Source organism: Paenibacillus sp. BT-177 (assembly GCF_025846815.2).
Classification (GTDB): Bacteria; Bacillota; Bacilli; order Paenibacillales; family Paenibacillaceae; genus Paenibacillus; species Paenibacillus polymyxa_C.
In genome coordinates, this window is sequence record NZ_JAOYTP010000004.1 from 159519 (window position 1) to 173679 (window position 14161).

Here is a 14161-nt window from a genome sequence, read left to right on the forward strand (position 1 = left end):
CCTTTAAATAGGGTAAATACATAAAGTTTCGAAAGTTTTATCAGTATAGCCTGGAAGCTACGGACAAGGAGCGAGTAAAAACCATGAATACGCACATGATGACCAAAATAAGCTGGAACCTTTTATGTATGTTCTTCATCCTAATTATGCTGGCTGCATGCAGCAGGGAGAAAGCCTCAACTCGAAGTATGGCCCAACACGAAGCTGAAGCACGTGCCTATACCGTGACAGGTAATCCGAACCAAGCTGCATCATCCCTTGATGAACGAGCCGCCAACGATGCACCTGTCCATCAGCAAGGCAGTAGCTATGTCGAAATATCAGGTGACATAAGTATTGATAAAAATACAGTGAAGGTTACAGGACATTCTAACCTGCCTTCTGGAGCACGGATCAAAGGGAATCTTGCAGTCAAAAACTCTCTGTTAACCGGATACACGGACGAGGCAACTATTCAAAAGGACGGAAGTTTTGTACTCCAAGTGCACCGACCTGGTATACAGGGTAGTATGGATCTGACTGTTCTATTTCGCCCGGATGACCAAGACAAAGAAATACGAAATTTGTATGGTAGTGGTGGCAACAAATTAGAAGGCCCTTATGTATATCAATACGAAGAAAACGAACAACTTTTGCAAGAAATTCGGATAGGTGCTGAGTTTGATCCTGAACAAGATCGACATGTCCCTCTAATCAAGCCTGTCTGGAACAAACCAAAGGACTACGGTAGCCCTCAAGTGTGGATTAAGCCTGATGTGAAGCAGAAAGGAAATTATTATCATGTATATGCACGCAGCAATTTGCTCGAGGGTTCGGACGTCAAGCTCACAATTGATTTTCCGGGACGATGGCAGTTTGGCTACGATGATCAAACCAAGGTCATGCCTGATGGCTCCTTCAGCATGAGGGTCAAAAAGCCGAGCCTTGCCAACCACTACACCCTGGTCATAAGTTTCGAACCGAACGAAGATATGTGGACCAACGCCAAACAGGCTTACGGTACAAATGGAGAACGTCTTGCGGGATCTTTAGTTAAATCCGCAGACGACAAAGAGGGCTCCAAACGGATTGAAGCCCGTGTCCAAATTCAACCCAAATCGTAACTAGGCAGCCAAAGGAATCCTATATCGTCTAGACGTTATGGCTGTATCGTGACCGGCGTTCCTATACTTACCTTCTCCTGAAGCTCCAGCACATCCTTATTCTGCATTCGAATACAGCCATGTGACACCATCTGGCCAATGGACGATGGCTCATTGGTGCCGTGAATGCCATAATGCGGCTTGGACAGCCCCATCCAGAACGCTCCGAAAGGACCGCCCGGATTGGGCTGTTTGTTAATAATCGTAAACTGCCCATGCGGTGTCTGTGTAGCCACCTTCCCAATACCGACTGGATAACTAAGAACGATCTGGCTTCCATCTTTTAAATATAGACGACGATCCGATAAATCCACCACAATGCTGTAGTTCGGCATATGTTCACCCCTTTACACCATATGCCGACTACCACATAGATTTTCTTATATTTCTACAAATGATGTTACAAAACAGCTCGGCTTACCACTCCACATCACGTCGCCAACCGCTTCGCTGATCCTTACGGCCCGGAGTTGTACTTGAACGGCTATCCTTTCTACGTCGGTCTGCTTCCTTGCGTGCCTGATACTCTAGTTCCCGCTGCATCTTGCGATAATTGTTCACTCTAGATTCTGATAATTCCCCTTTTTGGATAGCTTCCTCCACCGCACAGCCAGCTTCTCCCCTATGCTTACAATCGGCAAAACGACATTGCTGCGCTGTTTCCATAATATCGGCAAAGGTATGAGCTACACCCTTGGAATCATCCCACAGATTAAGCTCGCGCATCCCGGGTGTATCCAGCAAAACAGCTTGCTTTGCAATGGGAAAAAGCTGTCGGTGTGTGGTTGTATGCCTGCCTCGGCTGTCTTCCTCCCTCACATCCTGTGTCAGTTGAACTTCTGCTCCGGAAAGCCAGTTCACTATTGTGGATTTGCCACTACCAGAAGAGCCAGTCAAAGCAACCGTACAGCCAGGTTGAAGAAACGCTTCCAGCTGCTCTCTGCCTTCGTTCTGCAAAGCAGAAATAACGATAACAGGTACTCCAGGAGCAACTCCCTCCGTTTCAGCAACCCGCTGTTCGACATCGTCACAAAGGTCACTCTTACTCAACACGACAACCGGGTTTACGCCGCTATTCCAGGCCATTATTAAATACCGTTCTAATCTGCGCATATTAAAATCATGATTCAACGCATTAACAAGAAAAAGCGTATCTACATTGGTTGCGATGAGTTGCTCTTTCGTCTCAAAGCCCGCGGCCTGTCTAGATATTTGGCTTTTGCGTGGCAAGACAGCATGGATTACTGCATCCGATACTTCGTCCGACGTGGTGATGGCCACCCAATCCCCTACAGCTGGCATTTCCGCTGGATCAACTATAGCATGCCTTAGCTTACCTGAAGCAGCTCCCCAGCGTTCCCCATCCATCGTAATAAGCTTCACCTTTTGCCCATAATCGGCAATCAAGCGGGCAGGACGTATCTGCGTGTTTCCTGCTCGTTCCTCATAGCTTTGCTTCCATTGGTCCCAAAAACCGTTCCAGTAATCAGACCAACCGTATTCGTGTATACTCATTATTTTCCTCCTGAAATTATGTTTAATTTTTCTGGATGTAACGTTACTCGATAGGTGTACATTTTCTCTCCGCAAGCAAACAACGCAAAAAATCCGCAGGGAAACCCCTGCGGAGTGTATACAGTTCAGGCGATGTGATCCGTTCGTTCACATATGCAAGCAGTCTTACATAGACCACTCCCAAAACCAACAAACGGATAACAAAACACTTGACCATAAAAAAATCCGCAGGGAATCACTCCCTGCGGATTTCGTTGGTTCTACTGTCCAACCAACTGCTGAGCTAAGACTATAGATCTATACAGTCTTTAGCCGTGCATCGTCCGTGCGGGAGACAAGTCATTCTGCTGCTGAACCCATCCACTCATGTTCGTACGCATATAACATCGCCTCCTCCTAAAATTTCCTTTATCATACAAGTCCATCAATTGTCTGTCAAGGCTGATTTCAAACATTTTAAACTATTTCAAGTTTCGTTTAACGTACCTGATCCCATCGTGTCCACATTTCACGCGGGTTCAATTCGTACATTTCTCGCTCTCTGTACATAAACTGATGCATGATCAGCTCACGCCGAATCGTCGCAAAATCCTCATGGTATTGCTTGATCCATTCGTTTAGTTCACGTTCAGGATAGATGCGGCCTGGCTCCAGCTTTTCGGCGAGCATCTGAAGTACGATCAATTTTTTCTTATACTGAGCAGGAATTTGACGCAACTTGCCGTCCTTGGCAAAAAAATTGCGTAAAACCGTTGCTTCCAACGTTTCATTCAGTTCGGACATATCTTCCTCTTCCTCTCCTTTTTCAAAGATAAAACGCACAGTCGCCTCGGCATGCTGCCGAATCAGCTCTGGATTCAGTGTAAAATACACCGTGTTTTTATCACGTCGTTCCTTAATTAACCCAACCTCACGGAGTTTGGAAGCATGATGCGTAACCGTAGGCTGTGATAGATTCAGCTTTTTCGCCAAAGCTTGGCCATGCATCTCCCCACGGGATAAAAGGAGTAATATTCGCATACGTGTCGGGTCCGCAAGTGCTTTATGATAATTGACCATTTTATCTAGTTGCATTGTGACTGCACCTCTTTTCACTACTACAGGTTTGCTAAGCAAGCGAATTTGCTTAATCTAAATAGATGTTCATCTAATTATATGTATGTTAAAAGTGTCTGTCAATTCTTCCCTCACATTATCTCTTTCTGAAAACGGCTGGATATTATGCACACATTACGGTAGGATTATTATTTGAAAACTTCTCACATACTGAGCTATTTGTATCAATTCTGAGATCCGTTTGACGAAATAAACCAATATAACTGGAGGTTCATCCAAATGCACGACGTAATCATTATCGGTGGCGGACCTTGCGGACTATCCGCTGCAATCGAATGCAGCCGCAGAGGTTTGCGAACGATCATTATTGAAAAAAGCAACATCGTTCACTCCATTTTTCTGTATCCGACAAATATGCAGTTTTTTAGCACCGCCGAACTATTGGAAATCGGTGATGTTCCGTTCAGCACTCCCAATGACAAGCCTTTTCGTCATGAAGCACTAGCGTACTATCGCAAAGTAGCCTCACATTATAACCTGGACATTCAGCATTATGAGGAGGCTCAATCCATTCAGCGGCAGGAAGACGGTACATTTACCGTACATACCCTAAGCAAACGGGAAATAACCAAGAGCTATTCGACACGTTATGTCGTAGTGGCTACGGGATATTTTGATCATCCGAACTATCTGGGTATTCCTGGGGAACAATTGGATAAAGTCACTCACTATTTCAGCGAAGCCCATCCCTATACAGGAACCCGGGTCGCAGTCATCGGCGGCAGTAACTCTGCGGTAGATGCAGCAATGGAATTGGTGCGGGTCGGGGCTACGATTGATATGGTATATCGTCGTAATGAGTTGTCCCCATATATCAAACCGTGGGTTCGTCCATTGTTCGACAGTATGGTACAAAAAGGGAAGATCACGCTGCACTTAGGCTCACGCATTACCGAAATTCATCCAGACCATGTCATCGTCACTCCGATGAACGCAGAAGCGTTCCAGCTCGAAAACGATTTTGTACTGGCACTAACAGGATTTCACCCAGAACGAAAACTACTGGAGTCTGTCGGCGTCCACATGGCTGAGGACCTGGACAAACCTGAATTTAATCCAACCACGATGGAAACTAACATCCCAGGTATATATGTCGCCGGAGTTATCGCTTCAGGCAGCAATGCCAATGAAGTGTTTATTGAAACAGGTCGCTGGCACGGGCGTCAAATCGCCGAACATATCCAAAGTTAAACGATCGAAGGAGACAACTGAATGGATTACAGCTCACTTATCTTACTGGTACTAGCCGGCCTTGGAATTATCAGTGGCAACTCAACCGTGACGATTGCTATGGTTGTACTACTACTGCTGCGGGTAACCAGCTTTCATACTGCTTTCCCCTGGCTTGAAAAGTATGGCCTAACGATCGGAATAATTATTTTGACGATTGGGGTCATGACCCCGCTAGCCAGCGGTAAAATCAGCATCAATCAGGTGACAGAGTCCTTCCTGCACTGGAAGTCCCTGCTCGCGATTGGTATCGGAATTCTGGTAGCCTACCTTGGCGGCCGCGGAGTAACTCTGATGTCCGGACAGCCTATTATTGTGACAGGTCTACTGATTGGGACCGTCATTGGCGTTGCCTTCTTTAAAGGGGTTCCGGTTGGACCTCTGATTGCTGCCGGGCTGCTCTCCTTATTAATCGGTCGCTCCTAAATTTCTAGACACAGGATTGAAAAGAGCCGTTCAACAAATATACAAATGAATGATAGCAATCTGCATATCTGGCTGAATTCAGTCCCGCTTTGTGTTATACTCATATCGCATAATTTGGTAAATGCAGGAGGCTTGACTGATGTCTCGACAATTTGTAACGGAAGCTGTAATGGTGGCTATATACGGCCAGTTACTTACATCTCCCGCCCCTGTGGAATATATAGTGCCCTACACATCACTGCTAGAGCTGTACGAATTCCAGGACAGCACAGAGCCTCTCATGGATAACCCTATGGACGATCAACATGTGAAGCAAAAGGTAAGTGAACTGATCAGTTATTTTGAAGAACCGTTGAATCAGAAAAAAATTCGACGTGCCCTTCAGATGCCTTGGGCGAAAAGCTTGCCTATCCTATTCGATGCCAATACATCACTCATTGTCATTAATGCAGTTGATACGGCGCATTACGGAGAATATTTTGATCCGATTGAAACCGAACTGGTGTTGACAGCTCAGCGTGAAGCATTACCCATCCTGACTGATCAACTGGACTGGATCCACCGCATTATCGAAGCTTCCGTACCTGTACATGTGTACGATATTGATGATTTTGATTTTGCAGTCGATGGTCCGATGTTTAACAACCCTTAACATACAACATCCTGCCCTAACCACAATAAAGCGGCGGAGTATCATGTGCAGGTTCATCTCCTACCACACGATACTCCGCCGCTTTTCATGTCCATAAACCATTACTGGCACGCTATTTTTAACGTGGAGGCATTAAGCTTGTTCATCCTTTTCATAGGTGTAAATAATGTCGTCATGTTCCTCCAAATACTTTACTTCCAGATGATGGCCTTTCAGATACCAGTAATCCTGATCCTCCATATAAAACGTAATGCCAGCCGCTTCATGCTGTAATGCGGGGTGCTGCGGAGGCTCTACGGCAATTCCCAGAGAAAAGCCTGGATGCAACCCACCGCCGGAACTATAGCGAACAAAAAAACGGATGGAATCTCCACGATTCAAACCAAGCTCCTTAATGTACCACTGTGCCGCAGGTTCAGTTACCTGTATGCTCATGCGTTATGCTCATCTCCTTGTACAAATGACGTCTTGCCAACTATATCATAGCATCTTTTGGAATAACGACCAACCGTCTCTCCCCATGCGGCTTCCTGGGCAAGTCATATACATTTTTTTGAAAAAGGTTTGACAATTCGCAAAAGAGGGTGTTAAGATTCAACCATACGAGATCCATTTTGAAATTTATTACCAATTTGAACGATAACTCATGTAAGAATGAACCCATTTTGAGGAAGAAAGGAGTGTTTCCGGTGCTAAAATTTATGATTGTATTTCACCCACATCTACAAACACAACAACTTCATACCGGAGCATCTCCCCTGTCGCATCCTTCAGAATTGGGCCATTCCTGTTGTATGGTTTAATACGAGTGGCTGCCTGCGTTTAAGCAGTTTTTCAGTGGCGAGTATGCTGAGATACCTGCGCGCCATATGATATTGAGATTTAAGGCATATCGTCTGCGGACGGTATGCCTTTTTTGCGCCTGTTGCCGAATTATACTTATGGCAGCAAGCCGCTGTTGTTTCTTCAAAATGGTACACAACTCTCGAATGAACTTGACATGAAAGGATGGGATTCCTCTTGTTTTCAGTACTCAAAAATTTAGGCTGGTTTTTTAAAAGAGAACGAAGCCGATACTCCATTGGATTGTTTTTGCTGATTGCGGTTGGCGTTTTGGAGCTCGCTCCACCTCGGCTGCTAGGCAGCGCCATTGATGAGATTGTACGTGGTTCGATTTCCTGGTCCTCGCTTTGGCGTTATATTTTGTACATCATAGGGATTCTTGCCGTCATCTACTACATTACGTACATATGGATGCACAAACTGTTTGGTGGTGCTAATCTGGTGGAGCGCCTATTGCGTACACGTTTTATGAATCATTTGCTGCGGATGACCCCTCCATTTTTTGAACGCAATCGTACAGGTGATCTGATGGCTCGTGCCACGAACGATCTTCGCTCTGTAGCAAGTACAGCAGGCTTCGGTATGTTAACATTAACAGACTCCACTGTCTACCTTACCGTTGTATTGGTTGCGATGGGCACCCTGATTAGCTGGAAGCTAACACTGGCGGCCATTCTGCCCCTTCCTTTTATTGCGCTGGCCATGAGTATTTACGGTAAAGCCGTACATGAGCGTTACACACTGGCACAGGATGCATTTGGCGATATGAACGACCAGGTGCTGGAGTCGGTGGCAGGTATCCGTGTCATTCGAGCTTATGTGCAAGAACGAATGGACGAAAAACGTTTTGCCGATATTACTGAGGATGTGTTCCGTAAAAACTTGGCAGTTGCCCGGATGGATGCTCTCTTTGAACCAACAATCCGTTTATGTGTAGGACTTAGCTACGTTATCGGTCTCGGGTATGGTATTTATCTGGTATTTCATAACGATATCACGCTAGGCGAACTAGTATCTTTTAACATGTATCTAGGAATGATGATCTGGCCGATGTTTGCTATTGGCGAGCTGATTAACATTATGCAGCGCGGTAGCGCTTCTCTGGACCGGGTCAATGAAACTCTCGATGTCCAGCCAGACGTTCAGAATGTAGCTCAACCTGTTCCAGTGGATCGTCCCGAATCCATCACCATGAAAGACGTGACTTTCCGTTATCCTACCTCCACGGTTGACAATCTGTCACATGTGAACCTGGAGCTCAAACGCGGAGAAACACTAGGTGTCGTTGGTCGAACAGGCAGCGGGAAATCCACTTTGCTCAAACAGCTATTGCATGAATATCCGACTGGCAGTGGTGATATCTTAATCTCCGGCACCCGGCTGGAGGACATTGCAGTAGAACAATTACACAGCTGGATTGGCTACGTGCCGCAAGAACAAATCTTGTTCTCCAAATCGGTGCGCGAGAACATTCAGTTCGGGAAGCCCGGGGCAGATGATGGCGACATCATGGAAGCAATCCGTACGGCTGCCTTTGACCAAGATTTGGGTACCCTGTCCGATGGGCTGGATACACTGGTCGGAGAAAAAGGCATCGCCCTGTCCGGCGGTCAGAAGCAGCGTGTTTCGCTTGCGCGCGCCTTTATCGGTGATCCAGATATTCTAGTGCTCGACGATGCACTGTCAGCAGTAGATGCTCGCACGGAAGCACGTATTATTGACAATATCCGGCATAAGCGCTCAGGTAAAACAACCTTGATCTCCACTCACCGTCTATCGGCTGTAGAGCATGCAGACCGGATCGTCGTGCTGGAGCAAGGACGCATTATTGAGGAAGGAACCCACAACGAGCTGCTTCAGGCTGACGGATGGTACCGACAACAATATGAACGGCAACAAGTGGAATCTGATCTGACCTCAGGGGAGGTATCCTAATGAAACCCAATATCGGCAAAAGACTGTTCCAGTATGCACTGACGAGCAAAGCGGGTTTTATTGCCGCTCTCATCGCCTTGGCTATTGGAGTAGCCGCCGAGCTGGCCGGTCCCTTCATCGCCAAAACGATGATTGACGACCATATGCTCGCTATTGAAAAACCATTTTATGAGACGACTAGTGTGGACGGCGCTGTAAGTTATGCTGGAACCCATTTTAAACGTGAAGATCGCTTTGAAGCCGGGGAGGCCAAAGGGCGCGAAGCAAGGATTTTACAAGTCGGCAGATCTTTTGTATTTGTCGATGGTTCCGTCCAGGTAGCGGATGGTAACCGATCCTTTACGAACGGTACGCTGACCGTGACACGCGGCTCCGACACCTTTCATTATAAAGCTAAGGCTCTAACGGCTGATGAGCTGTATAGCTTTTATAAACCAGAAATGCCCGGCATCTTTCAGCTGATTGGGTGGTATTGCTTCTTTTTGGTCGTTTCGATTTTTGCCGAATTCGGTAAAACATACTGGCTGCAATCCTCGGCGAACAAGGTCATTCAGAAGCTTCGACTTGATCTCTACGCACACATTCAGCGCTTGCCAGTTTACTTTTTTGATAACTTACCCGCAGGCAAGGTCGTATCCCGTGTTACGAATGACACGGAGGCAGTCAAAGATTTGTTTGTGGCTGTACTCTCCAACTTCACTTCAGGGATTGTAACGATGACAGGGGTATATGTTGCACTCTTTTTACTGGACTTCAGACTGGGTCTGATCTCTCTATTTATTGTACCGTTACTGATCTTATGGATCATATTGTACCGCAAGGTTGCAACCCGCTATAACACGATCATTCGGTCCAGACTCAGTGAGATTAATGCGATTATCAATGAATCCATTCAGGGGATGTCCATTATTCGCGTATTCCGGCATCAGAAACAAACACAGCAAGAGTTTGAAGAGTTGAATGATGACTATATGAAGCATCAGAATAAAATGCTGAATTTGAACGCTTTTACTTCGCATAATTTGGTCAATGTATTGAGAAACCTCGCCTTCGCTGTCGTGTTGTGGTATTTTGGATCTGCGGCGCTTGGCACTACAGGTAGTGCGATATCATTAGGGGTATTGTATGCCTTCGTCGATGTGTTGGGTCGTTTGTTCCAACCTATTACGGGTATGGTCAACCAGCTTGCCGTACTGGATACTTCCATCGTATCCTCAGGACGTGTATTTGAATTGATGGACGAAACTGGAGAGCCGGTGACAGACGGTACTATGCCGCGTTACAAAGGCCAGGTAGAATTTAACGACGTTTCCTTTGCCTACAAAAAGGATGATGTGCTTAAGCATATTTCCTTTACAGCACAGCCTGGCCAAACGGTTGCCCTTGTCGGGCATACCGGATCAGGTAAGAGTTCGATTATCAACCTGCTATTCCGGTTCTATGATCCGCAAAAAGGGACGATCACCATTGACGGAACGCCTGTCAAAAATATTCCTAAGCAATGGCTTCGCCATCATATGGGTATTGTTCTTCAAGATCCATATTTGTTCACAGGCACGGTAGCCTCTAATGTCAGTCTCGGAGACAGCAGAATTACAAGAGAGCAGGTAAATAAAGCGCTGCATGACGTTGGAGCCGATAAACTGTTAGCCCATTTGCCCCAAGGATTTGATGAGCCTGTTATTGAAAAAGGCAGTACCTTATCCGCCGGGCAACGCCAGCTTATTTCGTTTGCTCGCGCGTTAGCCTTTGATCCTGCCATTTTAATTCTGGATGAAGCTACCGCCAACATTGATACCGAAACGGAAGCACTCATCCAATCTGCTCTTGAGGTGCTCAAAAAGGGACGTACGACCTTTATCATTGCCCACCGTTTGTCCACCATTCGTAGTGCAGACCAAATTTTGGTGCTGCATCGAGGTGAAATTGTTGAACGGGGTAGCCATGACGAGCTTATGGCCCAAGGCGGACGTTACTTCCAAATGTATCAACTCCAGTCAGGAACGGTTGCAGCAGAATCTGCGTCTTCCTCAGCTACACATCCTGTGCAAAATGACTTGCTTACAGGCAAAGTCGCATTTAAAGCTTAAATAATACTAGAGCTTGGGCTTACAATTAACATTTAGCAAGAAAAAGCCAGCGGTCTCCATTCTTATGGGGGGAACTCGCTGGCTTTATTTTATATATTGACATATGGCTTAAAGTTTTATTTAGCTACAGACGTGCCTGTTCCTGTGGGCGGAAGCACGGTTCCATCGACTGCTTTGAGCGTAACCTTATACTTACTGTCTACCAATGTACTGGTGTGGGTATCCGTAATGACTTGAATATTCATTTCCCCCGGTTTTGGACTAGTCAGCTTGTAGTAAATGACTGCATTCGTATCATCTACGTAGTCGATGTGATCCACTTCAATGCCGTAACCTGGATTAGGTGCCTGCAGACGGGTGATGGTCACTTTGTTCTGTTGGCCATTCGCCTTCTCTATGCTCATACTAATATTGGTTTGTTGAACCGGATCTACAGGCTCAGCTGGATTTTCCGGAGTGGCTTGCACCGGTTTATGACTTTGTACAAACTCGGATGCATGGTAGACCATTTCTGCTGCCTCCATCCGTGTTACTTTACGATCCGGGTTAAAGTTGCTTTCTTTGTCCAATTTTGCAATTTTGGTCAACAGGAGAAATTGCACTGCTTCGTTCGACTCTTGGTCTAATTTTTTGCCATCTGCTACATTAATGAACATACGGACCGTAGGATATTCACCTGTTGCACTCACGGCTTTGTAAAGAATATTCGCGAATTGTTCCCTTGTCATACGGGTGCTCGGATCAATATCCGGTGACAGAGGGATTTGGTGCTGGACTGCAATCCGATAGGAATCGGCATACCATGCGGAAGCCGGAATGTTTGCAAAGGAGCCCGTGGTGAAATCAGGCATAACCTGAAGATCCATCGCACGAACAACCAAGTGTACTCCTTGTGCATACGTGAGTGTTTGATCTGGTGCAAACTTATCCTTGGTTATCCCTTGAATAATTCCTTTGTTCTGAAGTGAACTTACGATCTTCTCCTGCTCAGCTCCCTTTATATCTCGAAAAGCAGAAGCCGACGTAGCCACAGCCAATGAACAGACGACAAGCAGCGCAGCTGCCACGCTTTTATGTTTAATCATGAGATACACCTCCATGTTTACTTTGCTTCTATACTTACGGACGCAATAAAACCATCAAATGTTTCAAATATGCACAAATTGGTTGCAAAACAATGGAATACCCTGCGAATAGTGTAACCCGTCTTGCTCTTTTCTGCTCACCATCTCCATGCAAATCCAAAAGTGTCTATGACAGTTTTCCTTTTGTAGCACCTTTTAGAGAAAAAGAGCTGACTCGCAGTAATTTAGCTAGCAAAATCAAGCAGTGTACCTAACAAAAATACTCACTTGTGGTAGTTTACATCCGGTTAGGGGCTTTCAGTCCAAGAAGTCGCAGTGTACTTGCCAGCATATCCGCAGTCTGTTCCGCCAACTGAATGCGCCACTGTCCACCATCGACAATCCTTTCCTTAGCATAAAAACGGTTGAACGCTTGTGCTGTATCTAATGCAAATCTCGCAATAACCGAAGGTTCCAGTTGCCTAGCAGCACGTATTAGCTGCCCGTGATAGCGATCCAACTGCTTAAGCAGCGCCCAGCCTGCGTCACCCAGCATTTCATCTGAAACGATATTCAAATCAGGAGAATGCCCGTCTTGGGCAAGGACGTTGTCACTGGAATTAGAATCAACATCAGAGCGGGCGTGAGCTTTCTCCAAAAGACTGCGTATGCGCGCATGAGTATACTGCACATAAGGGCCAGTCTCACCTTCAAAGGTCAGTGCCTCCTCTAACGAAAAATCCACTTCATTCAGACGGTTATTTTTTAAATCGCCAAAAATAATCGCTCCGATGCCAACGTCTTCAGCTATTGCCTGTTGCTCCAGCAAATTGGGATTTTTCTCCGTAATGATGGCTTGAGCACGCGCTACAGCTTCATCCAGCACTTCCTCCAGTTTCACCACCTTGCCGCGTCTTGTGGACATTTTTTTGCCTGCAAACCGCATTAAACCAAACGGTACATGCTCACATTGATCTGCCCATGTCTCCCCTGCATGCTTCAGCACCGCAAATACCTGTTGGAAATGTAACTTCTGTTCCCCGCCAACGACGTACAGCAGGCGATCAGCCTTCATCACTTCATGACGATAAATCGCTGTTGCCAGATCACGGGTGGGATAAATGGTAGTCCCATCTTTTTTCAAAATAAGACACGGCGGCAGTTGCTCGTCTTCCAGAGGAACCACAAGTGCTCCATCACTTTCTTCCAGCAGTCCTTTTGCTCTTAATTGGGCAACAACTGCCTGCATCTTATCATTGTAAAAACTTTCCCCCAACACATGGTCAAACGAAATGTTAAGACGTTGGTACATACGGTCAAATTCTCCCAGACTGACTTCAACAAAAAACTCCCACAGTTGTTGAGCTTCAGTATCCCCTTGCTCCAAACGTCGGAACCACTCGCGGCCTTCATCCTCCAAAGACGGATCATGCTCGGCCTCCTGATGAAAACGGACATATAGCTTCAACGATTCCCCGATCGGATCATGTTGTAGCTGCTCCTCATTGCCCCATCTTTTATAGGCCGCAATTTGCTTGCCAAATTGTGTCCCCCAATCCCCTAGATGATTCACACTAATCGGCACATATCCAGTTTCACCAAGTATGCGATACAAGGCGGCACCAATAACAGTAGAGCGAAGATGACCAATACCAAATGGTTTGGCAATATTAGGCGACGACATATCAATCACTACTCGCTGTCCATATCCGATATTGGGCTTGAGAAACTCAGCCTTGCTCAATTCAGCAAGCATCGATGGAATATGAACAGATCGATCCAATGTAATATTTACATAGGCACCCGATGCTGAAGCAGTTAGACCCGCTTCATGGCTTACTAGCTCTGCCAATTCCATTGCAATATGCTGTGGAGACTTTCGGAATTTTTTAGCCAGCACAAAACAGGGAAACGCCACATCTCCCCATTCAGGCTGCGGAGGCACCTCGAATAAAGATAAAACTTCTTTCTCCTCCAAGCCCGTATGAGCTACAATAGCTTGGGTAGCAATCATCAACAACATGTTCCTCTCTCCTTCTTTTTATAAGATCTAACAAAAAAAGCCCTCGCCTCTTGAAATAATCAAGAGACGAGAACTTCGATATCCCGCGGTACCACTCTTCGTAAATCGGTTGTATAGCTAAAGCT

Annotated in this window: 12 protein-coding genes and 1 other annotated feature (1 of these 13 running past the window's edge); of the genes, 6 read left to right on the forward strand and 6 right to left on the reverse strand. The window is 46.0% G+C overall.

Features of this window, described 5'->3' with window-relative positions; translation table 11 throughout:
- Positions 1 to 83: 83 nt before the first annotated feature.
- Positions 84 to 1103, forward strand: coding sequence for a flagellar motor protein MotB (locus OIU26_RS14250; RefSeq protein ID WP_264217210.1), 1020 nt, complete (start codon positions 84 to 86; stop codon positions 1101 to 1103).
- A 35-nt stretch (positions 1104 to 1138) separates the two neighbouring features.
- Here the strand turns inward: OIU26_RS14250 and OIU26_RS14255 are convergent, their stop codons facing one another.
- From OIU26_RS14255 to OIU26_RS14265, 3 genes are all read right to left on the reverse strand, one after another.
- A complete protein-coding gene (locus OIU26_RS14255; protein ID WP_013370779.1) occupies positions 1139 to 1477 on the reverse strand; it encodes a L,D-transpeptidase in 339 nt (112 codons plus the stop codon).
- 82 nt (positions 1478 to 1559) lie between these two features.
- Positions 1560 to 2657: a ribosome small subunit-dependent GTPase A gene (gene rsgA, locus OIU26_RS14260; protein WP_264217211.1), complete on the reverse strand. Its 1098-nt coding sequence runs from the start codon at positions 2655 to 2657 to the stop codon at positions 1560 to 1562.
- A gap of 477 nt (positions 2658 to 3134) precedes the next feature.
- Positions 3135 to 3731: a metalloregulator ArsR/SmtB family transcription factor gene (locus OIU26_RS14265; protein ID WP_013370777.1), complete on the reverse strand. Its 597-nt coding sequence runs from the start codon at positions 3729 to 3731 to the stop codon at positions 3135 to 3137.
- Between the two features lie 261 nt (positions 3732 to 3992).
- Here OIU26_RS14265 and OIU26_RS14270 point away from each other — a divergent pair, with 261 nt between their 5' ends.
- The 3 genes from OIU26_RS14270 (at position 3993) to OIU26_RS14280 (ending at position 6081) form a co-directional block, all read left to right on the forward strand.
- Complete coding sequence (locus OIU26_RS14270; protein WP_264217212.1) at positions 3993 to 4964, forward strand: YpdA family putative bacillithiol disulfide reductase; 972 nt, start codon at positions 3993 to 3995, stop codon at positions 4962 to 4964.
- Between the two features lie 21 nt (positions 4965 to 4985).
- Positions 4986 to 5429 carry a DUF441 domain-containing protein gene (locus OIU26_RS14275; RefSeq protein ID WP_013370775.1) on the forward strand — a complete coding sequence of 148 codons (444 nt, stop codon included), beginning with the start codon at positions 4986 to 4988 and terminating at the stop codon, positions 5427 to 5429.
- 139 nt (positions 5430 to 5568) lie between these two features.
- Positions 5569 to 6081 (forward strand): hypothetical protein, encoded by a 513-nt coding sequence (locus OIU26_RS14280; protein WP_025679796.1) that lies wholly within the window; start codon positions 5569 to 5571, stop codon positions 6079 to 6081.
- 132 nt (positions 6082 to 6213) lie between these two features.
- On the opposite strand, the gene OIU26_RS14285 is transcribed toward OIU26_RS14280, so the two are convergent.
- Positions 6214 to 6516 (reverse strand): HesB/YadR/YfhF family protein, encoded by a 303-nt coding sequence (locus OIU26_RS14285; protein WP_016821022.1) that lies wholly within the window; start codon positions 6514 to 6516, stop codon positions 6214 to 6216.
- A 585-nt stretch (positions 6517 to 7101) separates the two neighbouring features.
- Between OIU26_RS14285 and OIU26_RS14290 the strand changes: the two genes are divergently transcribed.
- Together OIU26_RS14290 and OIU26_RS14295 are read left to right on the forward strand one after the other, a co-directional pair.
- Positions 7102 to 8859: an ABC transporter ATP-binding protein gene (locus OIU26_RS14290; RefSeq protein WP_216975169.1), complete on the forward strand. Its 1758-nt coding sequence runs from the start codon at positions 7102 to 7104 to the stop codon at positions 8857 to 8859.
- Positions 8859 to 10949, forward strand: coding sequence for an ABC transporter ATP-binding protein (locus tag OIU26_RS14295; protein WP_264217213.1), 2091 nt, complete (start codon positions 8859 to 8861; stop codon positions 10947 to 10949). Before OIU26_RS14290 ends, OIU26_RS14295 begins: the two co-directional genes overlap by 1 nt.
- A gap of 116 nt (positions 10950 to 11065) precedes the next feature.
- On the opposite strand, the gene OIU26_RS14300 is transcribed toward OIU26_RS14295, so the two are convergent.
- Together OIU26_RS14300 and argS are read right to left on the reverse strand one after the other, a co-directional pair.
- The gene (locus tag OIU26_RS14300) at positions 11066 to 12034 is read right to left on the reverse strand and encodes an S-layer homology domain-containing protein (protein WP_264217214.1); all 969 of its coding nucleotides are present in this window, start codon (positions 12032 to 12034) and stop codon (positions 11066 to 11068) included.
- A 277-nt stretch (positions 12035 to 12311) separates the two neighbouring features.
- Positions 12312 to 14036: an arginine--tRNA ligase gene (argS, locus tag OIU26_RS14305; RefSeq protein WP_264217215.1), complete on the reverse strand. Its 1725-nt coding sequence runs from the start codon at positions 14034 to 14036 to the stop codon at positions 12312 to 12314.
- A gap of 59 nt (positions 14037 to 14095) precedes the next feature.
- Positions 14096 to 14161, reverse strand: a binding site (T-box leader); it runs 193 nt beyond the window's last position.